The following is a 20,803-nucleotide window of genomic DNA, read 5'->3' as shown; positions in this document are numbered from 1 at the left end:
CGATCACGCCGAGGAGCGCAGGACCAGATCGGCATTGACCAGAATGTGTTCGCCGCGTGTCCGCGGCTCGTCCAAAACCCGCGAGCTGTCGATGCGCGAAAGTAGAAGATTGATCGCCCGCCTGCCCATCTCGGCCGTGTTCTGCTGCACAGTGGTAAGGGGCGGCCAGATATATTCGGAGAGGGGCTGATTGTCGTGCCCAGCCACCCTAAGATCGCAATCTGGCGTGATGCCGACCTTTTTACCCGCCTGGTTAACGGCGGCGAGCACGCCAAAGGCGACGCGGTCGTTGCCGCACAGCACGATGCTGGTCGGAAAGCCGCGCTCGCGCAAAAGGCGACTGGCCTCGTCGTAGGCGTAGCGCTCAAAATCCCATGTCGTCGAATGCTGCACCGGAATCACCTCCGGCTCCATTCCGCGCCGCCGCATCGTCGCGATGTAGCTTTCGCGCCGTCGCCGCGCGTTGGAATTGACCCAAGGCATGTCGAAATAGCAGGGGCGGTCGCCGAGCCGGGTCAGATAGTCGGTGATCAGTGCCATCGACTGTACGTTGTTGGTGCCGACGAAGGCTTCCTCGTCGTCGAAAGGCGCGTCGATGAAGACGACCGGGATGTTCCGCGCCAGCGCCTTGACCTTGCTGCGATGCGCTGCGTCGCCGCCGACCGGCACCATGATGACACCCGCCGCGTTGAGCGAGGTCAGTGTCTCCAGTGCCTCGGCCTCCAACTCGGCCCTGCCGTCGGAAGAGAAGACGAACGGCAGGTAGCCGTTAGCCGTGGCTTCCGTCTCTATGCGGCGTCGAAGCCCCATGTAGAACGGATCGAGCGAGGTCGGGAAGATCACGCCGAGAATTTTCGAACGGCGGCGGTTGAGGTTGACGGCGAAAAGGTTGGGACGAAAGCCGGTTGCCTTCAGCCCCGTCTCGATCTTTTTCGCGCACTTTGGGACGGACCGACGCGGGATTCTGAAAATACTTCGACACCGTCGGGCGCGACAGGCCGACGCTTTCCGCGAAGGCTTCCATCGTCCGGACGGGTTTTTCCTTCATCTCTCTCTCGGTCAGTCTGAGACGCACAATTTTGCCGAGCGGCAAACTTTTTATCTGGTTAGCGCGCGACAATCTGTATGTTTACATGCTTCAACAAAATTTGGAAGTGCCGGCAATGAGTGGAGAACAATCAGGAAGTGGCGGAATCGGCTCGTTGGGCGAACTGCTCGTCGAGTTCGTTTGCACCGAGAAGGACGGCCACAATCGCCGCCGCCGCTTGATCGAGGCGCGGGCGAGCCGGCCAATCTGCAGCGCCGCATCATCGACCCCGCGGTCGACGATGTTGTGTTCAAATGCTGCGCGGCCGCGGATTGATCGAATGGGAATCCATAGGAGATCTTCGTGCCAATGAAACAGGACCGGCGGCTCAGAGTCGGCGTGCTCGGCTGCGGCCCGATTGCCCAGGCGGCGCATTTCGAAAGCTGCACCAAGGCGCATAACGCCGACCTCTACGCCATCTGTGACGTCGCCGACGATCTGCGGGCGCGCATGGCGGCGACGTACGCGCCGCAGAAAAGCTTTGCCGACTATGATGCCATGCTGGCTGATCCCGACCTCGAGGCGGTGATCATCGCTACCTCGGACCCGTTTCATGTTCCGGCGGCGATCCGGGCGCTCGGCGCCGGAAAGCATGTGCTCTGTGAAAAACCCGTTGCCACCAGCGTTGAGGCGGTCGAGGAACTGAAGGCGGCGGTGGTGAAGAGCGGGCTTGTGCTTCAGGTCGGTCACATGAAGCGTTTCGACCCCGGCCTGCAGGCGGCACGCGACTTCATCGACGACGGCATGGGCGCCTTGGTGGCGCTGAAAGCCTGGTATTGCGACTCGACCCATCGCTATCCGATGACCGACGCGGTCCAGCCGCTGATGGTCACGAGCAAGGCGGCAAAAAAGCCCTCCGTCGACCCCAAGAGCAATCTCGATCGCTACTACATGCTCGCCCATGGCAGCCATCTCGTTGATACCGCGCGTTATTTCGGGGGCGACCTGGTCGCGGTCGACGCCCGCCAAAGCCAGCGCGGCGGCATGCGCTGCTGGTTCGTCGACGTCGAATTCGCCAACAGCGTGCTCGGCCATCTCGACCTGACGGTCGCCGTCCGCATGGACTGGCACGAAGGTTTCCAGATCTACGGCGAGAACGGCTCGATCCTCGGAAAGACCTTCAATCCCTGGTACTACAAGTCCAGCGAAGTCGACATTTTCCATGAATCCGAGGGCGGGTCGCGCCGCGTACTCGGCGCTGACGGCCATTTCTATCGCCGCCAGTTGGAGGGCTTTGCCGACGTCATCCTCGACGGTGCGCCGATGCGTGGTGCCGACATCGATGACGGCATCGCCTCGGTACGCGCCATGGTGGCGATCGCAGAGTCGGTGCGCAGCGGCAAGCCGGTACACCTCGACGAAGTGTCGGGAGAGGTCTGATGCGCCTCGGCATCTTCGCCAAGACGTTTTCGGAAACCGACCCGCATGCCGTTTTCGCGCAAGTCAAGGCGGCCGGCTTCGCGACGGCGCAATACAACATAGCGTGTTCCGGCCTGCCATCCATGCCGGACGAAATTCCGCCGAGGGTTGCTACCGCAGTCGCCAACGCTGCGAAAGAAAACGACATTTCACTCTGCGCCGTTTCGGGCACCTACAACATGGCGCATCCCGATCCGGCGGTGCGCGCCGACGGACTGCGCCGGTTGGAGGTGATCGCCGCAGCCTGCGCAGCGATGGGAACGAAACTCATTACGCTCTGTACCGGCACTCGCGATCCGGACGACCAGTGGCGCGGCCACCCCGCCAACGCCTCGTCCGAAGCCTGGCGCGACATGCGGACCGAGATGGAGAAGGCGGTATCGATCGCCGAAAGCTTTGAACTTCAGCTCGGAATCGAGCCGGAACTTGCCAACATCGTCGATTCCGCGACAAAGGCCCGCCGCCTTCTCGACGAAATCGGCAGCCCGTGTCTCGCCATCGTCCTCGATCCGGCAAACCTCTTCGAGCAAGCGTCGCTTTCCAACCAGCGCCGCATCGTCGCCGAGGCGATCGACCTGCTGGCCGACCGCATCGTTATGGGTCACGCGAAGGACCGCACGGCGACTGGCGCGTTCGCGACGGCCGGGCAGGGCGTACTCGACTATCCCCACTATATAGCGCGCCTGCGCGCTGTAGACTTCAACGGCGATCTGGTGACCCACGGCCTCGCCGCGCATGAGGCGCCGAGGGTTGCCGCATTTCTCGGCGATCTGATCCGATGAAGTTCGAATGGCTGCGAGGCTTCGATTTTATCTGCGATGGGCTGACGCTCGCCGCTTACGATTCCGGCGGCGACGGCCTGCCGGTTGTTTTCCAGCACGGTCTTTGCGGCGATGCGCGGCAGACGGCGGAAGCCTTTCCGGTCGATCCGGCATTTCGGCTGATCACGCTGGAGTGCCGCGGCCATGGCGCCTCGCAGGCGGGGGAACTCTTCTCGATCGCGACTTTCGCCGCGGATGTCGCCGCGCTGATCGAATATCTCGGCCTGCCGCCAGTCGCCATCGGCGGTATTTCGATGGGTGCGACAATCGCCAGTCGCATCGCCGTCCGGCGCCCCGAACTGGTGCGCGGACTGGTCCTTGCGCGGCCTGCCTGGGTGGTCGAACCGGCGCCCGACAACATGCAGCCAAATCTCGAAGTCGGCGAGTTGCTCGATCGGTTGCCGCTGAACGAAGCGCGCGCGGCGTTTGTCTCAGGTCGCACCCGCGCGCTGCTGGCCGGCGAAGCGCCGGACAATCTGGCCTCGCTGCTCGGTTTCTTTGATCGAGAGCCGGTCGCGGTCACGTCGGCGCTGCTGACAAGAATTTCCGCAGGCGGGCCGGGCATCACGGAATCCGATCTGGCAAATCTTTCCGTGCCCACGCTCATCCTCGCCACCGAACAGGATTTCATACACCCGATGGACCATGCCAAGCGCCTGGCGCGGCTCATCCCGGGCGCGGTCCTGAAAACCTTGACGCCCAAGGGTTTCGACAAGCCGGCCTATCTCAGCGATTTCCATTCGGCGCTCATCGCTTTTCTCAAGGACCTATGACCATGCCCAGCCCGACCTGGCTCGCCGACCTGCCACACAGTCGCCTGCTTGCCGAATTTTCCATGTGGTCGGCCGATCTTATCCATCTTGCCGACGACCTGAAGCGCATTGAGAGCCACGCCGACGTGCTTCACATCGACGTGGCGGACGGTCATTTCGCGCCGGCGCTTTTGTTCTTTCCGGACCTTGCCGCGCGCCTGCGCAAGGCGTCCACTCTGCCGATCCATGTCCACCTGATGGTCGCCGACGCAGTTCTCCACGACCAAGTCGACCAGTTCGCCGAAGCGGGCGCCGACCTGATCAGCGTCCATGCCGAGAACGGAAACGCTGGCGAGGCGCTGACGCGCATCAAGGACCATGGGCTTGCCTCCGGGGTGGTGCTGCGCGTCGAGACGCCGGTCGCCGCCAGCCGTCCTTTTCTCGACCGTATCGATTTCCTGACGCTTCTCGGCACCGCGATTGGCGTCAAGGGGCAGGGTCTCGATCCTTCAGCCGCCGATCGCTTGCGGGAGGCTGGCCGATACATATCGGAAACCGGCAGGCGCGTCGTTCTAGCTGCCGACGGAGGCATCCGCGAAAACACTGTGCCGCTGCTGCGCAGTGCGGGCGCGGAGACCGTCGTCATGGGCTCGCTGGCTTTCGGAGCCGAGGACCTGGCGGCACGCATACGGTGGCTGCACGCACTTTGATCGAGGCCGCGGATGCCGTATCCACCCGATGCGGTAATTTTTACGCGAGGAAATTTTATTATTGACGAACTAAATGGTCGGCCATAGCGTTCGGGTAACGAAGGATGCGCCAGGCATGGTCAGGGAGGAGATGGAGCATGGGACAGGATTTATCCGGCAAGGTGGTACTCGTCACCGGCGCGAGTTCCGGCATTGGGCGGGCGATGGCCAAGACGCTCGCCACAGAAGGCATGAAGCTGGCCCTGGTCGGGCGCTCCGCAGAGCGCCTTGATGCGGTGGTCGTGCAGATCGGCGGAGGCAACGCGCTGGCGCTGGCTGCCGATTTGACAAAAGCCGGCGAAGTCGACCGGGTCGTCAAGGAGACGCTTCGTCGGTTCGGCCGGATCGACATCCTTTTGCCCAATGCCGGCCTCTACATTCCGGGCGACGTCGTCGACGGTAAGCCCGACGCCTAGGACGAACTGCTATCGATCAACGTCAACAGCGTCTTCCGGCTGGTCCATGCCGTGCTCCCGGGCATGATCGAGCGTAAAGCCGGCCACATCCTCGTCACCTCGTCGATCTCCGGCCATCAAGCGCTGCATTGGGAGCCCGTTTATTCGGCCTCCAAGCACGCCATCCAGTCCTTCGTGCATGGCCTGCGTCGCCAGGTGGCACCACACAATATCCGCGTCGGCGCCGTTGCGCCCGGCGTCGTGCTCAACGATTTGTGGGGCTACACCGATCCGGCGGCGATCGAGGCCAAGGTGGAAAGCCGCGAGGGCCTGCGCTCGGAAGACGTCGCCGATGCTGTCCTCTACATGTTGACGCGGCCGGCCAACGTCACCATCCGCGATCTGGTCATCCTGCCGCAAAATCAGGACATCTGAGAGCCCTATGAAAATGCGTGATCGCGGGCTGCAAATGGTGGCTTTCTGCGCTTCCGGTGCTCCCGTACAAAAATGTACGCTGCGCTCCGGTTCTCGAAATCCACCATTTTCGCCGCGCCCTGACAAATTTTCCGAAGGGCTCTGAAACCTTGGGGCCGTTCGACTACGTCATCGTCGGGGCAGGCCCGGCCGGCTGTGTGCTCGCCAACCGGCTGACGGAAGATCCAGCCGTCCGCGTCGCGCTGATTGAGGCCGGGCCGGATCGAAACACGCGCAAGGCGATCGTTCGTATTCCGCTTGCCATGGTCACGTTCATGGCGCCGGCGCTGGCCTTTCTCGGCGGGCCGAGATTCATGTCATGGTTCGAGACGGAACCGGAGCCGGGGTTGCAGGGGCGCTCCATTGCCCTGCCGCGCGGCAAGGGCACAGGTGGTAGCACCAACGTCAACGGCCAGATTTTTATGCGCGGTCAGCGCGACGATTTCGACGGCTGGCGCGATGGCGGCTGCCCCGGCTGGGGTTTTAACGACCTCCTCCCCTATTTTCGCAAGCTGGAGCGCTTCGAGCTGCTGGCCGAACTCCGCTCGGGCAATCACATCAGGTTTGGCAAGCTCCCGCTTGCCGAGCAGATCGCCCGGCCTTCCATGGCACTGACGGCCCTCTCAACATCGCGCCGCTGCGCAGTGTCAACAGGATGGCCTATGCATATCTTGAGGCGGCGCAGCTTGCCGGCTACGAACTCAATCCGGACTTTAACGGCGCCCGGCAGAATGGCGTCGGGCTCTACAACTTCACGCAAAAGGACGGGCAGCGCGTCACCGCCGAGGGCGCCTATCTCGATCCCGTGCGCCAACGGCCGAACCTCAACGTGATCCCTGATACGCAGGTCACCAAAATCATGTTCGAGGGCAGTACGGCGACCGGAGTCGCTTGGAAGCGCGGTGCCGAGACCGGTGTCATCGCTGGGCGGGAGATTATTCTTGCAGCCGGTGCCTTCGTTTCTCCGCAGCTTCTGATGCTGTCGGGCGTCGGCAAGGCGCGCGAGCTTGCCAAACATGGCATTCCGCTGGTGCAGGATCTGCCCGGCGTCGGCGAGAATTTGCAGGATCATCTCGACGTCACGCTGGAATACCGCGCCAAATCCACCGCACCTTACGGCCTCTCGTGGAAGGCGCTTCCGCGCAACGTGCTGCACGTCCTTGACTGGATTTTCCGCAAGCGCGGGCTGTTTTCCTCCACAACGGGTGAGGGCGGCGGCTTCATCTCCACCGATCCGGCAAGCGACAGGCCTGATATCCAGCTTTTCTTCTGCACCGGCCGCGCCAACACGCAAGCCGCATCCGGTTTCACCGGCCACGGCTTTCTCATGCATATCTGTCAGCTCAGGCCCGGCAGCATCGGCTGTGTCGCGCTGAAAAGCGCCGATCCCGATGAGCGGCCGTCGATCCGGCTGGCCCGTCGGATCATGGCACAGAAACCCCTTGAGCCGCATCTCGATGCCGAGATTGATCCCGGTCCCGATGTGGTGAGCGACGGCGCCCTCGACGCCTTCATCCGGCAGTGTGCCGGCACACTGTTCCATCCGGTCGGCACATGCGCCATGGGGCAGGGGCCGGAAGCGGTGGTTGACCCGCAAACGCTGCGTGTCCACGGCACTTCCGGCCTGCGTGTGGTCGATGCTTCGATAATGCCGACGATCGTATCGGCCAACACTGTTGCCGCCACCTATTGCCTCGCCGAAAAGGGCGCCGATCTGATCAAGCGGGACTGTCGAGCGACTTGAGACACGCGCACGGCGCGGGCCGGCCGCTCGATAGAACTCCAGTCGATCTTCTCCGGCTCGAACCCAGATCCATTGCCTCGCTCCTGCCTTTCTTACCAGCAGGTGAAGCCGCCATCGATCTCGACGATCGCTCCTGTCATCAAACTAGACGCATTGGAGGCGAGGAACAGGACGGCACTCGCTACTTCTTCGGGCCGCCCCATCCGCCCCATTGGCGTATCGGCCAGCCATTGCGGGATACGGTCCTTGTTGGCCGGCACCGCATGCACCATGGGTGTTTCGATGTAAGTTGGCGCGACCGCATTTACCCGCACGCCGTACTGAGCCCATTCAGCGGCAAGAGAACGCGTCATATGGTGCACGGCAGCCTTGGAGACGTTGTACGGCGTCTGCGGCTGCGGGCGGTTGCAGATCGTGCCCGACATGGAACCGAGATTGACGATCACGCCCCGGCCGGTCCTGATCATGTGCCGCCCGAAGGCGCGTGAGCACCAGAAGACACCGTTTACGTTGACGTCCATGACACGCAGCCAGTCCTCATCGGTCACATCCTGACAGGCGATGCCACTGTGCCCTGCGCCGGCATTGTTGATGAGTATGGTCGCAGGTGAGCCGCTGTTTGCTAGTTCAGCGGCAATGGCTTCCATGCGAGCCGCATCCGTCACATCGCCGATGGCGATCACCACGTCATAACCCTTCTCCCGAAGAGCTACCGCTTCGGTCGCGTCTTCTTCGGACCGCTCGATAACAATAAGCCGCGCGCCGGCCTCCGCCAGCGCCTCGGCACAAGCAAGGCCGATGCCGCGCCCGCCGCCGGTAACGACGGCCTGCTCGCCCTCGAGGCGGAAACGCTCCTGATAGACCATCCAGGCAGTCCTCAGATGTCGAAATTGGTCGGCAGTACGATCATGTCACGAATCGTGACGTTTCGCGGCCGCGTCAGCATGAACATGATCGCGTCGGCGACCTCGGTTGGCTCGATCAGGCTGCCGGACTCCTTGGCTTTGCGTAGGTTTTCCTCCGGCCAGTCCGCGAGAAGTGCGCTCACGACCGGGCCGGGCGATACCTGGCTGACGCGAATGCCGTGTCTGTTCAACTGCCGGCGCATGGTCTGGACGAAGCAGGTGATCGCCCATTTCGAGCCCGAATAGACCGGCTCCCATTGGATCGGCATATGGCCGGCGACGGAGCAGGTAACGATGATATCCCCGATCCCGCGCTCCATCATGTGCGGGATCACATCGCGCACGTTCTTCATCACCGCGTTGACGTTCAGATTGAGCATGCGGTCGATAGTGGCAGCGTCGGTATCGATCAGGTCGCCGCCGATATAAGTGCCCGCGTTGCAGTGGAGGATGTCGATCTGGCCGGCTTTTTCCAGCGCGCCGGGGATCATCGAAGCGCAACTCTCGGCGTCAAGTAGATCGACGACGAGCGGAATCGCTGCATCCCCGTGCTTGGAGCGAATCTCTTCCAGTGCCCTTTCGTTCCGGTCGGCAAACACAACCTTCGCTCCTGCCGCAATCATTGCCTCGGCCGTTGCCAAACCGATTCCGGATGCTGCGCCAGTGATGACGGCGACTTTGCCTTCCATACTTTCAGCCATTTTATCTCTCCTCTCTTGTTGTGACGGCGTGCTGCTCACACCCGGCAAGCGCGATCATAGGTGGAAAGGCTCTTTCCGATCCGCCAGATAAGAAGCTCTTGTGGGTCGAGCGGGATATCGGCGAATTGGTCCGCACCCGGAAGGTGCTGCCAGAGCAGGGGCAGCGGTACCCGTTTACCGGCCAGGGCGGCTGTCAGCCTCTTGACGGCGGCCCGCGCCTCGGGAACGGTCCAGTAGTAGCGGATGCGGTCGGACAACGAATAATGGCGCAGTACGCGTTTCTCCGCGTCGTTCCCGTCGTAGTGCTGTTTCCAGTTCTCTGGCCGGTCGACCATGACGGCTTCCATCGCGTTGAAGAGCGGGCGGTCGCCATAGTCGAGAAACAAATCGGAGGCGATGAGGTCGAGCGCGTAAAGCGCCTCGCGCAGCACGAAGGTTAATTCCGGTCCGACCTTGAGGATGGCGAACCCGTCTTCGACAAGTTCGGTCAAAGGCGGCTCGCCCTGGTAGTCCGTCGAATGCGCTTCGAAAACCAACCCTGGTTCGTCGTTGAGTATGCGGACGAGAGCATCTGCTTTGTCGCGTTGATATGTGATGACATTGCGGTTGCCGAATTCGACGCCAGGCTGGACGACGATCCCAATTACGCGCTGGAAAGCGTCCGAAAGCTGCGCCTTCGCGAACATTTCGCGGTGTATGGCCAGGGTCTGCCGGGCGGCGGCGGGTGCCGTTGGCTCGATCGCATCAAGTACGTGATCCGCGCCGCCCGGAGGAGGGACCTCGGTCCCGATTATGTAGAGAGGCATCTCCCCGCCGGTGTCGCGTGCAGTCATCTCGGCGATTGTGGCAAGACGCACGGCGCGCTTGGCGGTCGTCTCGTCGTCCAGTGCGGGCGGCTCGCCCGCGCAGCCCATCGAGGTGTCCAAATGGATCTTCCGGAAGCCTGCAGCCACATAGGCCTCCATCATCTTCTCCGCCTCGGCCATGGCTTCGTCGGCGGGGCGATCACGCCAGGGATTTGGGCCAAGGTGGTCGCCGCCGAGCACGATCTGATCGGCGGGGCAGCCTTCCTCTCCTGCGATGCTTTCGACGAGGGCGGAGAAATCCCGAGGTTGCATACCGGTGTAACCGCCCAGGTGATTGACCTGATTGCAGGTCGCCTCGATCAGCACGGTTGCTCCGGTTTTGCGACCATGCCGAAGAGCGGCGCGCAACACGACCGGATGTGCGGAGCATACTGAGGTGATGCCGCGCGGCGTTCCTTCTCCACGAAGCCTTGCAAGTTGGTCTAACGTCACACGCATCACGCGCGCCTCATGGTGTCAGTGATGAATTGATCGAGTTGGGTGCGTGTGCCCGCACCCTCCATGGGGCCTCGGACGGTTACGTTTCGGGCACCTGCCGCATTGGCGTAGGTGAGTGCATCGTCGATTGTCATGCCGAGCCGCCGGCATGCAACGTAGGCGCCGCCGAAACAGTCGCCGGCTCCCGTCGGGTCGAGTTCGTCGACCAGGAAAGCGGGACTGTCTATGCGGCAGCCGTCTTTGCCGAAAAAGGTTGCGCCGCCTGCGCCACGTTTCAGCACCACTTCGCCCACGCCGAGGCCAAAAAGTTTGCAAAGCGCAGCGTCCTCGCCACTTACGCCGGCAGCGCGCTCAAGTTCCTCGCCCGAGGGAAGGAGCAGATCCGACATCTCCACAACCTTGGCGAAGCGCAGTTCGGTCTCGTCGTCATTCTTGAGCTCCTTGCGGAGATTGGGGTCGAGCGAAAGGCTGCCTCCGCGGCTCTTGATGATGCCAGCCGCCCGATCGATAATCTCCCATATGGCCGGCCTGGAGAGCAGTGTGCCCATGATGTGCAAGTGTCCCGAGCGGTTAACCAGCGCATCGACTGCATCGGTCCATCGGAGCTGTCCCGCTGCCGAGGTCCACATATTGTAGACGAAGTCACGCGACCCGTCGGAACGGTAGCGAACGAAGGCGCTTCCGGTGGGAAGTTCCGGGTCGAGCGAAATGGCGGAGACATCGGCGCCATCCCCCTCAAGCCGCAGGGTGTTGAGGCGGCCGAAGTCGTCGTTGCCGACCGTCGCTACCATCGCTGCGGATCCACCCATTCGGGCGCACTGATCGATAAAAATGGCCGGCGCTCCGCTGGGGTACGGGCCGATAAGATCGATCGGCTCGAGAAACCCCTCTCCAACGCTGGTTGCCACGATTTCGACGAGGATTTCACCAACGCAAACGGTCGGCCCGAGATCGTCGGGTGCAAGCGGTTGTACGTTTGTCACGTCAGTTCGTCCCCGCTCGTTTCGGCTTCAGTCGATGCCTCTGTTCTCACGATCATTTCGCCTCATTGGCGCCGCCGGGCTCGTCGGCGAACAAGTCGTTGTCCAGCGATAGGAATCGCTGGTGCAGCATGCATGCCGCGCCATAGGCGGCACCGGATTCTGCGGCTTCGTGGACGACGATTTCCGGAAGAGGAAAGCTCTCGGCCTGAAGCGCTTCCATGTGGACGCTGACGCGGGCAGCGACCAGTTCATAGAGAGCGGCCAGCGACCCTCCAAGAACGATCCGATCGGGATCGATCAACCGGCATCCCTGCACAAGCGCAAAGGCCAGATGGCGTGCCCAATCCTCGGCGATCAGTACCGCATTCGGAGCGCGGTCGCGGACGTCAGCAAGGAATTTCGGGAGCGCGACAGCCTGGATGCCCGTAAGCTGCCGATATTGCGCCAAAAGGCGTTCGAGACCGATCAATTCTTCTAGTTCCGCACCATCAGCATCCGACGTGTGAATGTGGCCGATTTCGCCTGCCAGGCCGTGCCCGCCGCGAAAGAGTTGACCGTCTATGACTATGCCTCCGCCCACGCCGCTTTCGATAACCAGGAACAGCGTCACGCCATCGCGCCCGTCGCGGCGCGTATATGCCTCGCCGATTGCAAACGCGTTGGCGTCATTCTCGACAAATGCCGCCATCTGAACGGGCAGGGCGTTGCGAACAAGCGCGGCGAGGTCCAGGTCCTGCCAACCCAGCAGCGGCGCGACCCTGACCTTTCCGTTTCGGTCCATCTGCGCGGGAGCGGACAAGCCAAAGCCTTCGCAACGGTCGAGTTCTTCGGAGGTGAGGCCGTCAAAAGCCAATTCCACGGCATGGTCGACCGCTTGCGCAACGCTTGCTGATCGGCCGTTGTACGGTTCCATCCGACAATGAACGATTTGGGCCGTCAGGTCGATCCGAAGCGCCGTAATGTGTTCCACGCCGATCTCGGCGCCGACAAACAGGGCGGATTCGGGCACGAGTTCGAGCAGAATGCCCGGACGACCCGCACGAGTCGGCTGAGATCGCTTTGGCATTTCTCCTGTTACCTCCCGAACCAATCCGTTGGCCGTGAGTTCGGCAATGATATTTCCCGAAGAGGAGCGGTTCAGGCCCAGTTGGCGGGCAAGATCCGCGCGGCTCAGGCGCTCATTTGCAAAGATCGCCTGAAGCGCGGCGACAGCGTTGGCCTGTCGAATGCGCCGGGGTGAACTGGATATGGAAGTGAAGTCACTCATTTCTGTTGGTGCTCTACCCATGCAAATGAGCCTGCCGGTCTCTCCGCGGGCATGCGTTCAAGGGTGTGCATTGGTGCTATGCCGCCGCCGTGCCTCGTCCCACTTCAATTCGATGAATGTTTTCGCATGCGCCGCCAGCGAGTCGTTGTCCGTCCAGGTGTCGCGCCATATACCGCAGGCAAGAGACAGTCCCTCATCGACGATTGCGCTGGAGAAGCTCTCGAAGACGATGTCGCGATCGTAGTCGATGTCTGCAAGGGCCGAGAAAACCTGGTCGAAGTCGACCGTCCCGGTTCCCAGATATCCTCGGTAGTTCTCTCCGATGTGGTAGTAGGCAATCTTGTCGCCGGCCAGACGGATTGCGCCGGCCGGATCAGCTTCCTCGATATTCATATGGAAGGAATCGAGGTGCAAATACACATCGTCACGACCGGTGTCTTTCAGGAATTTCAACCCCTGGGCCGTGGTGTTGAGCAGGTTCGACTCGAAACGATTGACGACCTCAAGCACGATCTGGACACCGCACTCCTTTGCCACGTCAGCGGTCTCGGCAATTGCCTCGGCGCTGTTCAGCCAACCCTTTTCTGTTGGCATACGATCGTACTTGCCGTGCATGGAATAGAGTATGCCGCCAAGGCGGATTCCGCCGATGTCACGAACAGCTTTGACGGCGTCTGACAGCAGCGCTTTGCCTTTCGCCACCGATGATTTGTCCTCGCTTGAGACATCGGCCCCTGCGGGAAGCCCCATGGTCACCACGATCTCGATGTCCAGGTCCTTGGCTTTTTTCGAAAGACGGTTGAGGTCGAATTTTTCAGGCTGCAGATAGGCAAACTCGATCATCCGGTAGCCGTGCTCCGCCGACTTCTCCAGTGCCATCTCCAAGCCTTCCTGCGTTTGGCCGCCGGTCCAAACGAATGAATGAATGCCCAAGCGCCGCATAACTGATCTTCCCTATCTAAGCGGTGTTTCTACTGCTGATTACCTCAATTTGCATTGTAAGACAACAAACTTAAAGCGGCCGCAACTGTGTCTGCAAAAACCGACCAGTGGTGCGGATATTCCGGCTCAACCCACAGCGTCCCTCGCGCTCCTTTCTTTCCTCGGTCGCTTGCTGCAGCGATAACGGAGATTATTTGCGGTAGATGTCAACAAATAGGCCCGGGCCAGAGCGGGCTATCGCCTTCTGGAACTCCTTTTGGGCCGCCATTTCAGGTGACAGCCTTTTTCCCGCTCATGGATATCTGCTGTTCTCGAGAAGCAGTTCTGCGGTGACATCGTCGGTGATCAGCGTATTCACGAGCCCCCGTTTCATCGCGGCGTGTATTATGCCGACCTTGTGGCGACCTGCGGCAGCGAGAATCGTTTCGGGAATCGATTTTAAGGTATCGAGTTCTATGCCGATCGTTCGTTGGTTCAGCGGATGCGGGATGTCGTCGCCATTGATATCGAGAAAGCGCCCCAGTATGTCGCCAACCGCCCCGCAGGCGGCAAGTTCCTCGGGTGAAACCTCCTTCGGCAGGCCGGTCGAAACCAGATAGGAGCGCTGAGAAACATCCCCGGCGACGAGGACGGCAGCATCAAGTGTTTCGCACTTTTTGAAATGATCTCCGAAAATGTCCGGGGCCAGGAACAGATCGCGATCGACATTTTGAGACAGATAGATCGGCGCAGCGAGAATGGAATAATTCGCGCCAAATCGCTCCGCAAACCCGGACGCAATTCCGAATGAATTGAAAGAGGCGCCGGTGGTGGTGCCTCCGATCATAGACACGATTTCGATGTCGGGTCGCGATTGCTGCGGCAGCCTCCGGATAGCGCTCTGCAGCGTCATCCCCCAGGAAACACCTATCGATTTCCATTGGTTGGTGCTCAGGTTTTCGGTCAGATAGCTGGCCAGCGCTGCTCCGACGGGTACATGGTAGTCGTAGGCGTCTCGATTGGCGGGTGCCACCAGAGCCTTTTTGAGACGGAGCTTGTTCTTGAGCTCCTCTTGCAGCTCGATCCGGGCCAGGAAGGGCGATTCAATCTGCACCTTCACCATTCCAAGCGACTTCGCCTTCTGGATCGCCTGGTTGACTCGAAGTCGGGTTATGCCGAGGGCCTTCGCTACTTCGGCCTGCGTCATTTCGTTGATGTAGTAATGCCAGCACACCTCACTTGCGAGAGCTTCGCTTTCATCGCGCCCGTCCTGAGGCATTCATCAATCCTTCAACATCACCGGAACTGCGGCCGACAGGCGACCCGCTTGCCACATTGCATATTTTACATTTGTATCGCAACTCACACAAATGCAAAAACACTTGCATAGGCTTTCATACATTTGTATGAAATGTGGAGGGGTGGAGGAACAACCAGGTCGTGCTGGCGCCGCCCCTCCGAATCGCAACCTTGGGAGGAAGCTCATGACCTTTGCATTCAAAGTCGGCGCGTCAGCGCTGGCGATCACTCTTGCGGCGAGCGCCGCCTTCGCACAGGACCTTCAGATCGAAAACGCCGACTGGTGGCAGAACGCAGGTAAGCAGTTCGAGGGAGTGACGGTCCGCGGCGTGACTGAGTCCACACCTCCATCGAACTTCATCTCCGACGTTCTAGCTCCGAAGTTCGAAGAATTGACCGGCATCCGCGTCGACGTCGAGACGACATCGTGGGATCAGATGTATGACAAGGCCATCAAGGACATGGAGGCCGGCACCGGCATCTATGATATGGTCTATATCGAGCAGGACATTGTTTACGCCTACCTTTCGCGTAACTTCCTGGTGAACATCACCGATGCGCTCAAGGCCAAGCCCGAGCTCAAGGCCCCGAATTACGATGAGGCCAACTTCACCACCTTCGCAGACAACTTCCGCGGCAAGGACGGGGCTCTTTTCGGCGTTCCGATGGAAGCCTTCATCAAGGTCTACCTGTACCGCACAGACCTCTTCAACGACGAGGAGATCAAGGCAGCGTTCAAGCAACAGGCCGGCCGCGAACTCGTTCCCGCCAAAACCCACGCCGACTACGCCGAGATAGCGCAGTTTTTCACCAAATACATGCAGGAGAAGGGCAAGGACGTTTGGGGCACTACCGCCCAGGCCCATACCGGCCATCCGGCTTCGTGGTACGAGTTCTTCGAGTCAGTTGCGCCGACCTTCGGCGTTTACAACTGGGGCATCAATCCAGACAAGAACTACGGCGCGTCCGTAGAGAACGGCGGGGCTATGAATTCCGCAGAAGCTAAGGAGGCGTTGACCTGGTGGCTCTCGATGCGCGACATCGCGCCACCGGAATCGGTGCAGTCTACCTGGACCGAAGTGGGCACCACATTTGCCGCCGGCCGCGCTGCGCAGGGCCTTGTCTACGGCGAGAACGCGGCATGGATCGCGTCGGACGAATCGAAGTCCAAGGTGGTGGGCAATGTAGGGGTCGCTCTGCCGCCGCTCGCCGAGGGCGTCATGGAGGCCGCCGAAAAGGGCGAGGGCTACATCGGCTACTATGATGGCGGCGCCTTCGGCCTGCCGGTGACTTCCAAGAACCAGGATGCCGCGCTGCTGTTCCTGCAGTTTATGGCGTTGCCCGAGGTGCAGGAGGAATGGGCCGTGGCAGCGCCGCGGATCACGCTGACCTCCACCTATGACGCTCCAAAGGTCCAGGCTCTCGACAAGGAGCTCGGCGGCTACTACGCGATGCTGCGCGATCAGGGCAAGCTCTTCAAAGGCGCCCCCGAGTACCCGTTCCACGCTCAGGTGCGTGAAGCGACGGCTCCGATCTTCTATCAAATCCTGACCGGCGAACTCGCCGTCGATGAGGGGCTCGACCAGATGGCCGCGAAGGCCGAAGAAGAGCTCACCAATCTCGACTACCGGAAGTAAGATTCCTCCCCAGCCTGCGGGCCGCCGCCGCTGGTGGTGGCCCGCTCTTTTTCTCCGAAGGTCCGCCATTATGGACGCTTCCTAATTAGCATCGTGGCGCGGGAGGGGTAAGTTGATGCAATCGAACAGGTTGGGCTGGATACTGCTCGCGCCCACGCTGGCCATCCTCGGTTTGTTCGGGGTGGTTCCGTTCGTGTACGTGATCTGGGTCTCTTTCCATCAGTGGAATCCCTTCGCCGCCAATCCCGAGATGATCTTTAACGGAGCCGAAAACTTCCGTCGGCTGGTGTTCGACGCAGGTTTCCTCGCTTCGCTCGGCGTCACCGCCGCCTTCGTGTTCTTTGCTGTGCTGTCCGAGCTGATCCTTGGCTACTTTTTGGCTCAAGCCTTCATGAAGGACTTTCCGGGCAAGGCGTTCTTTCGCACCATTCATACCCTGCCGCTCATCATGGCGCCGATTATCGTGGGCTCGGTGTGGAAGCTGATGACGACGCCCTCGATCGGCATTATCCCTCACCTGCTCGACAGCTGGTTCGGCTATGACCTGAACATCGGTCAAAGCGCTGTCGCCGCGTTCATCGTGACCGTGATCATGGATGTCTGGCACTGGACGCCGCTCGTTACACTGACAATGATCGCGGCGCTTGTTTCGCTTCCGCCTGACCCGTTCGAGCAAGCCCAAATCGATGGGGCCGGAAAGCGGCAGATTTTCTGGCATATCACCCTTCCGATGATCGCCCCGGCCGTGGTCGCCACCGTATTTATCCGCCTGATGGACGCGCTGCGCACCGTCGACGAAGTGTTGATGCTTACCGGCGGCGGGCCAGGCTCGGCCACCCGCTACGTCGGTGTGCACATCTTCAAGGAGGTCTTTCCGCGCACGAACTACGGCTACGGCTCGGCCGTGTCTGTCATCGTGCTCTACCTTACTATCGTGGTCTGCTGGCTGCTCTACGTCAGCATGCTCGCGCCGCGCAATACGAAGAAGGATTAAGCCAATGAAGCGGCAACGTTCCTGGCTTTACATCCTCTTCTGGATCTCAATCAGCTTCGCCACGCTGTTTCCGATCTACTGGCTCTTCGTCATTTCGGTGAAGCCGGCGGTGGACCTCTTCACGACGCCCGAGGTGATCCTGCGCGGCATCTACTGGCAGAACTACCTAGACGTTCTGAACGACCGCACACTGCGAAGCTACATGGCGAACTCGTTGATCATTTCGACGGGCAACGCTGTGCTCTGCACGACGCTCGGCTTCTTTGCCTGTTATGCGCTCTCACGCTTCAACATGAGCGGGAAGGAAAGCATCTTCTTCTGGACGATCACCAACCGGATGGCGCCGCCTGCGGTCTTTCTTCTGCCGCTCTTCCTTTTGATGACGCAGGTCTACCGGATCGGGGATTTCACGCTGCTTGACACGCGCCTCGGCATGATCCTGGTTTACTGCACCTTCAACCTGCCGTTCGCGATCTGGACCTTGCGGCCGACTGTTGACGGCATCCCGAAAGAACTGGACGAGGCGGCCTTTGTCGACGGCGCCAGCGCCTGGAAGGTAATCACTGAAGTGATTTTTCCGCTCTGCCGCCCGGGCCTCGCGGTGACGTTGATCCTCACTTGGGTCTTCGCGTGGAACGAATACCTGCTCGCAGCGACGCTGACGAACTTCAATGCCCGCACCCTGACTACGGGCCTGTCCGAATACGTGACCACCACGGGCACCGCATGGGGCATCATGGCGGCGATCTCGGTCTTCACCCTGATCCCGGCGCTGATCGTCTTCGGCCTCGTGCAGCGCCATATCGTCGCCGGTCTCACCTTCGGTGCCGTGAAGGGATAACGACATGAACGACAAACTCGAAGGCATTGACGCGCCAATCGACATCATCGAACCGGACAATGCTGCCCCGTCGGGGGAGCGTTCAGGGTTCCTGCCGATCGAGACCAATTGGTTCGACAGACTCTTCATCTCGGTCGTGATCTGGGTTGCACTCTCGCTCTTCTGGTTCCGTTTGATAGAGCCACTGGGGCTGTCGATCTGGATCTCGAACGCTATCGCACTGGCTGTCGCCGCCGTCATCATCACGAAAGGCTGAAAGGATGAAGTCTCTCGTCCTAGAAAAGAAAGACGAACTGTCGCTGCGGGATTTCGCGGCAATCGACCGCGAAGAAGAAAGGCTCGGCCCGCACGATGTACGCATCAAGCTGCACACCGTTGGCATATGCGGCTCGGACGTGCATTACTACACGCATGGCCGCATCGGGTCTTTCGTGGTCAACGAGCCGATGATCCTCGGTCACGAGGCCTCCGGCACGGTCATTGAGATCGGCCCAGAGGTGACGACGCTCGCGGTTGGCGACCGGGTCTGCATGGAGCCGGGCATCCCGGACCCGAACTCCAAAGCGACGCGGCTCGGCATGTACAATGTCGACCCGGCGGTGCGTTTCTGGGCGACGCCTCCGGTTCACGGTATTCTGCGGCCAACCTGTGTGCATCCCGAAGCCTTCACCTTCAAGTTGCCCGATAATGTGTCCTTCGCGGAGGCTGCGATGGTCGAACCTCTTGCCGTCGGCGTGCACGCGGCGACCAAGGCGCGGGTCAAGCCCGGCGACATCGCGGTCGTCTTTGGCGCAGGACCCATCGGCCTCGTGACGGCGCTCTCTGCGCTTGCTGCCGGCTGTGCGCGAGTCTACGTGACCGACCTTGCCGAAAAAGAAGCTGGCGATCGCAGAAAGCCTCAGCCCCGCCGTCACCGGCGTGAACGTGTCCAGCGATGATATAGTGGCCCTTGTGAAGCGCGAGACCGACGGCTGGGGTGCCGACATCGTCTTCGAGGCGACCGGCTCACCCAAGGCGGCGGCCCAGGTGTTCGAGCCGCTCGCGCCCGGCGGTTGTGTCGTGATGATCGGCGGCCAGCCCGATCCGATTTCATACGATGCGGGTGCAGCGATGATCCGCGAGGCACGGGTGGAGAACATTTTTCGCTACACCCATGTCTTTCCGCGTTGCGTCGCGATGCTCAGTTCGGGCGCGATCAACGTGAAGCCACTCATCACGAGGACATTCGACTTCGACGAAAGTGTGCGTGCATTCGAGATCGCTGCCGCGGCTCCGCCTGCCGACGTGAAAATGCAAATCGAGTTGCCGCAGTAGGGGAGACAGAACCGTGGCTGATGTCCAGATCAAAAATATAACCAAAAGCTACGGCAGCGTTAAGGTCATGCATGGCGTGAGCGTCGACATCAAGGACGGCGAATTCGTCGTGCTTGTCGGCCCCTCGGGATGCGGCAAGTCCACGCTGCTGCGGATGCTTGCCGGGCTTGAGGTAATCAGCGACGGCACGATCTCCATCGGCGGCAGGGTCGTCAATGATGTCCTGCCCAAGGAGCGCGACATTGCTATGGTGTTCCAGTCCTACGCGCTCTATCCGCACAAGACCGTCTTCAACAATATCGGGTTTCCGTTGAAGATGGCCAAACGGCCGGAGGCGGAGATCAGGAAAAAGGTGCAGAAGGCAGCCGAAATCCTCGATCTGGCACATCTTCTCAACCGGTATCCGAAACAACTGTCAGGTGGCCAGCGCCAGCGCGTGGCCATGGGCCGCGCGATCGTGCGCGACCCGCAGGTCTTCCTCTTCGACGAACCGCTTTCGAACCTTGATGCCAAATTGCGCGTGACGATGCGTGTCGAAATCAAGGAACTGCACCAGCGGTTGAAGACAACGATTGTTTATGTGACGCACGACCAGATCGAAGCCATGACAATGGCCGATAAGATCGTGGTCATGCGCGATGGCCGGGTCGAGCAGATCGGCGCGCCGTTGGATCTCTACGACAATCCCACCAATGTTTTCGTCGCCGGTTTCATCGGTTCCCCGTCGATGAATTTCATTCACGGGCGGATCGCGGCGAATGGCGGGCAGATGTCGTTCGTCTCTGAAAGCGGCCTCAAACTCCCGCTTCCGCCCAGGAATTTGAGCGACGGCCAGGAGGCGACATACGGTATTCGCCCGGAGCATATCGAGATCGGAGCGGGCGGTATTCCAGTCAATGTCGTGGTGGTGGAACCGACCGGGTCGGAAACGCAGGTTTTTGCCAAGACGGGTAAGGACCTGATCGACGCCATCGTGAAGCAACGCATTCGCCCTAATCCAGGCGATGAGATCGGTTTCATCATCGATCCGGCCTGTGTTCATCTGTTCGACCGCAAGACTGGGCAGCGCATCTAACGCCGCTGAAAGGGACCGGGTGTCACTACAATCGGGCCAGACCGCAATCCTCCGGTCCAGAAGGAATCAACCATGAAGCTCTTCGTTGATACGGCCATCATCGAGGAGATCCGGGAGTTGA

Annotated in this window: 17 protein-coding genes and 4 pseudogenes; 13 read left to right on the top strand and 8 right to left on the bottom strand. The window is 60.8% G+C overall.

All coding sequences use genetic code 11. From position 1 onward, the window contains the following. Nucleotides 1–3 precede the first annotated feature (3 nt). Nucleotides 4–1,024, bottom strand: a pseudogene (locus ACG873_RS13400) (LacI family DNA-binding transcriptional regulator). Nucleotides 1,025–1,390: 366 nt separating this feature from the next. Here ACG873_RS13400 and ACG873_RS13395 point away from each other — a divergent pair. The 7 genes and pseudogenes from ACG873_RS13395 (at nt 1,391) to ACG873_RS13365 (ending at nt 7,441) form a co-directional block, all read left to right on the top strand. After that, nucleotides 1,391–2,467, top strand: a complete 1,077-nt coding sequence (locus ACG873_RS13395) for a Gfo/Idh/MocA family protein (protein ID WP_394892316.1) — start codon at nt 1,391–1,393, stop codon at nt 2,465–2,467. Then, complete coding sequence (locus ACG873_RS13390) at nt 2,467–3,288, top strand: sugar phosphate isomerase/epimerase family protein (protein WP_394892315.1); 822 nt, start codon at nt 2,467–2,469, stop codon at nt 3,286–3,288. The genes ACG873_RS13395 and ACG873_RS13390 overlap by 1 nt, the downstream gene beginning before the upstream one ends. Further along, complete coding sequence (locus ACG873_RS13385) at nt 3,285–4,100, top strand: alpha/beta fold hydrolase (protein WP_394892313.1); 816 nt, start codon at nt 3,285–3,287, stop codon at nt 4,098–4,100. Before ACG873_RS13390 ends, ACG873_RS13385 begins: the two co-directional genes overlap by 4 nt. Continuing rightward, a complete protein-coding gene (locus ACG873_RS13380; RefSeq protein ID WP_394892311.1) occupies nt 4,097–4,789 on the top strand; it encodes a ribulose-phosphate 3-epimerase in 693 nt (230 codons plus the stop codon). Before ACG873_RS13385 ends, ACG873_RS13380 begins: the two co-directional genes overlap by 4 nt. A 137-nt stretch (nt 4,790–4,926) precedes the next feature. Beyond that, a pseudogene (locus ACG873_RS13375) lies at nt 4,927–5,658 on the top strand (SDR family oxidoreductase). 17 nt (nt 5,659–5,675) lie between these two features. Continuing rightward, nucleotides 5,676–6,320 (top strand): annotated as a pseudogene (locus ACG873_RS13370) (GMC family oxidoreductase N-terminal domain-containing protein); the annotation flags it as partial. 32 nt (nt 6,321–6,352) lie between these two features. Next, nucleotides 6,353–7,441, top strand: a complete 1,089-nt coding sequence (locus ACG873_RS13365; protein ID WP_394892310.1) for a GMC family oxidoreductase — start codon at nt 6,353–6,355, stop codon at nt 7,439–7,441. A gap of 92 nt (nt 7,442–7,533) precedes the next feature. Here the strand turns inward: ACG873_RS13365 and ACG873_RS13360 are convergent, their stop codons facing one another. The 7 genes from ACG873_RS13360 to ACG873_RS13330 all read right to left on the bottom strand — a co-directional run bounded on the left by ACG873_RS13360 (nt 7,534) and on the right by ACG873_RS13330 (nt 14,801). Continuing rightward, nucleotides 7,534–8,307 (bottom strand): SDR family NAD(P)-dependent oxidoreductase, encoded by a 774-nt coding sequence (locus ACG873_RS13360; RefSeq protein WP_394892309.1) that lies wholly within the window; start codon nt 8,305–8,307, stop codon nt 7,534–7,536. A gap of 11 nt (nt 8,308–8,318) precedes the next feature. Continuing rightward, nucleotides 8,319–9,047 (bottom strand): SDR family oxidoreductase, encoded by a 729-nt coding sequence (locus ACG873_RS13355; protein ID WP_394892307.1) that lies wholly within the window; start codon nt 9,045–9,047, stop codon nt 8,319–8,321. Between the two features lie 35 nt (nt 9,048–9,082). Then, entirely contained in the window at nt 9,083–10,351 is a 1,269-nt protein-coding gene (locus ACG873_RS13350) for a D-tagatose-bisphosphate aldolase, class II, non-catalytic subunit (protein WP_394892306.1), read from the bottom strand. Continuing rightward, nucleotides 10,351–11,334 (bottom strand): sugar kinase, encoded by a 984-nt coding sequence (locus ACG873_RS13345; protein WP_394892304.1) that lies wholly within the window; start codon nt 11,332–11,334, stop codon nt 10,351–10,353. Before ACG873_RS13345 ends, ACG873_RS13350 begins: the two co-directional genes overlap by 1 nt. Before the next feature lie 52 nt (nt 11,335–11,386). Continuing rightward, complete coding sequence (locus tag ACG873_RS13340; protein ID WP_394892302.1) at nt 11,387–12,601, bottom strand: ROK family transcriptional regulator; 1,215 nt, start codon at nt 12,599–12,601, stop codon at nt 11,387–11,389. A gap of 57 nt (nt 12,602–12,658) precedes the next feature. Next, nucleotides 12,659–13,543 (bottom strand): sugar phosphate isomerase/epimerase family protein, encoded by an 885-nt coding sequence (locus ACG873_RS13335; protein WP_394892300.1) that lies wholly within the window; start codon nt 13,541–13,543, stop codon nt 12,659–12,661. 292 nt (nt 13,544–13,835) lie between these two features. Continuing rightward, a complete protein-coding gene (locus tag ACG873_RS13330; protein ID WP_394892299.1) occupies nt 13,836–14,801 on the bottom strand; it encodes a sugar-binding transcriptional regulator in 966 nt (321 codons plus the stop codon). A 205-nt stretch (nt 14,802–15,006) separates the two neighbouring features. Here ACG873_RS13330 and ACG873_RS13325 point away from each other — a divergent pair, with 205 nt between their 5' ends. From ACG873_RS13325 to ACG873_RS13300, 6 genes and pseudogenes are all read left to right on the top strand, one after another. Beyond that, entirely contained in the window at nt 15,007–16,458 is a 1,452-nt protein-coding gene (locus tag ACG873_RS13325; RefSeq protein ID WP_394892297.1) for an extracellular solute-binding protein, read from the top strand. A gap of 115 nt (nt 16,459–16,573) precedes the next feature. Continuing rightward, nucleotides 16,574–17,452 (top strand): carbohydrate ABC transporter permease, encoded by an 879-nt coding sequence (locus ACG873_RS13320; RefSeq protein ID WP_394893495.1) that lies wholly within the window; start codon nt 16,574–16,576, stop codon nt 17,450–17,452. A gap of 4 nt (nt 17,453–17,456) precedes the next feature. Then, on the top strand, nt 17,457–18,293 hold the full coding sequence (locus tag ACG873_RS13315) for a carbohydrate ABC transporter permease (RefSeq protein WP_394892295.1): 837 nt from the start codon (nt 17,457–17,459) through the stop codon (nt 18,291–18,293). Nucleotides 18,294–18,297: 4 nt separating this feature from the next. After that, on the top strand, nt 18,298–18,549 hold the full coding sequence (locus ACG873_RS13310) for a DUF2160 family membrane protein (RefSeq protein ID WP_394892293.1): 252 nt from the start codon (nt 18,298–18,300) through the stop codon (nt 18,547–18,549). Nucleotides 18,550–18,553: 4 nt separating this feature from the next. Continuing rightward, nucleotides 18,554–19,607: pseudogene (locus ACG873_RS13305) on the top strand (NAD(P)-dependent alcohol dehydrogenase). 67 nt (nt 19,608–19,674) lie between these two features. Further along, a complete protein-coding gene (locus ACG873_RS13300) occupies nt 19,675–20,682 on the top strand; it encodes an ABC transporter ATP-binding protein (RefSeq protein WP_394893493.1) in 1,008 nt (335 codons plus the stop codon). Nucleotides 20,683–20,803 lie beyond the last annotated feature (121 nt).

The organism is Allomesorhizobium aridi (genome assembly GCF_043769475.1).
In the GTDB taxonomy this organism is placed as follows: domain Bacteria; phylum Pseudomonadota; class Alphaproteobacteria; order Rhizobiales; family Rhizobiaceae; genus Allomesorhizobium.
This window is presented reverse-complemented; position numbering and strand designations above follow the sequence as displayed.

What these genes read in the sequence shown, in the direction of transcription:
- ACG873_RS13360 (WP_394892309.1), bottom strand. Translation starts at nt 8,307, where the DNA reads ATGGTCTATCAGGAGCGTTTCCGCCTCGAGGGCGAGCAGGCCGTCGTT.
- ACG873_RS13385 (WP_394892313.1), top strand. Translation starts at nt 3,285, where the DNA reads ATGAAGTTCGAATGGCTGCGAGGCTTCGATTTTATCTGCGATGGGCTG.
- ACG873_RS13300 (WP_394893493.1), top strand. Translation starts at nt 19,675, where the DNA reads ATGCATGGCGTGAGCGTCGACATCAAGGACGGCGAATTCGTCGTGCTT.
- ACG873_RS13320 (WP_394893495.1), top strand. Translation starts at nt 16,574, where the DNA reads ATGCAATCGAACAGGTTGGGCTGGATACTGCTCGCGCCCACGCTGGCC.
- ACG873_RS13340 (WP_394892302.1), bottom strand. Translation starts at nt 12,601, where the DNA reads ATGAGTGACTTCACTTCCATATCCAGTTCACCCCGGCGCATTCGACAG.
- ACG873_RS13325 (WP_394892297.1), top strand. Translation starts at nt 15,007, where the DNA reads ATGACCTTTGCATTCAAAGTCGGCGCGTCAGCGCTGGCGATCACTCTT.
- ACG873_RS13315 (WP_394892295.1), top strand. Translation starts at nt 17,457, where the DNA reads ATGAAGCGGCAACGTTCCTGGCTTTACATCCTCTTCTGGATCTCAATC.
- ACG873_RS13350 (WP_394892306.1), bottom strand. Translation starts at nt 10,351, where the DNA reads ATGCGTGTGACGTTAGACCAACTTGCAAGGCTTCGTGGAGAAGGAACG.
- ACG873_RS13390 (WP_394892315.1), top strand. Translation starts at nt 2,467, where the DNA reads ATGCGCCTCGGCATCTTCGCCAAGACGTTTTCGGAAACCGACCCGCAT.
- ACG873_RS13335 (WP_394892300.1), bottom strand. Translation starts at nt 13,543, where the DNA reads ATGCGGCGCTTGGGCATTCATTCATTCGTTTGGACCGGCGGCCAAACG.
- ACG873_RS13355 (WP_394892307.1), bottom strand. Translation starts at nt 9,047, where the DNA reads ATGGCTGAAAGTATGGAAGGCAAAGTCGCCGTCATCACTGGCGCAGCA.
- ACG873_RS13380 (WP_394892311.1), top strand. Translation starts at nt 4,097, where the DNA reads ATGACCATGCCCAGCCCGACCTGGCTCGCCGACCTGCCACACAGTCGC.
- ACG873_RS13310 (WP_394892293.1), top strand. Translation starts at nt 18,298, where the DNA reads ATGAACGACAAACTCGAAGGCATTGACGCGCCAATCGACATCATCGAA.
- ACG873_RS13330 (WP_394892299.1), bottom strand. Translation starts at nt 14,801, where the DNA reads ATGCCTCAGGACGGGCGCGATGAAAGCGAAGCTCTCGCAAGTGAGGTG.
- ACG873_RS13365 (WP_394892310.1), top strand. Translation starts at nt 6,353, where the DNA reads ATGGCCTATGCATATCTTGAGGCGGCGCAGCTTGCCGGCTACGAACTC.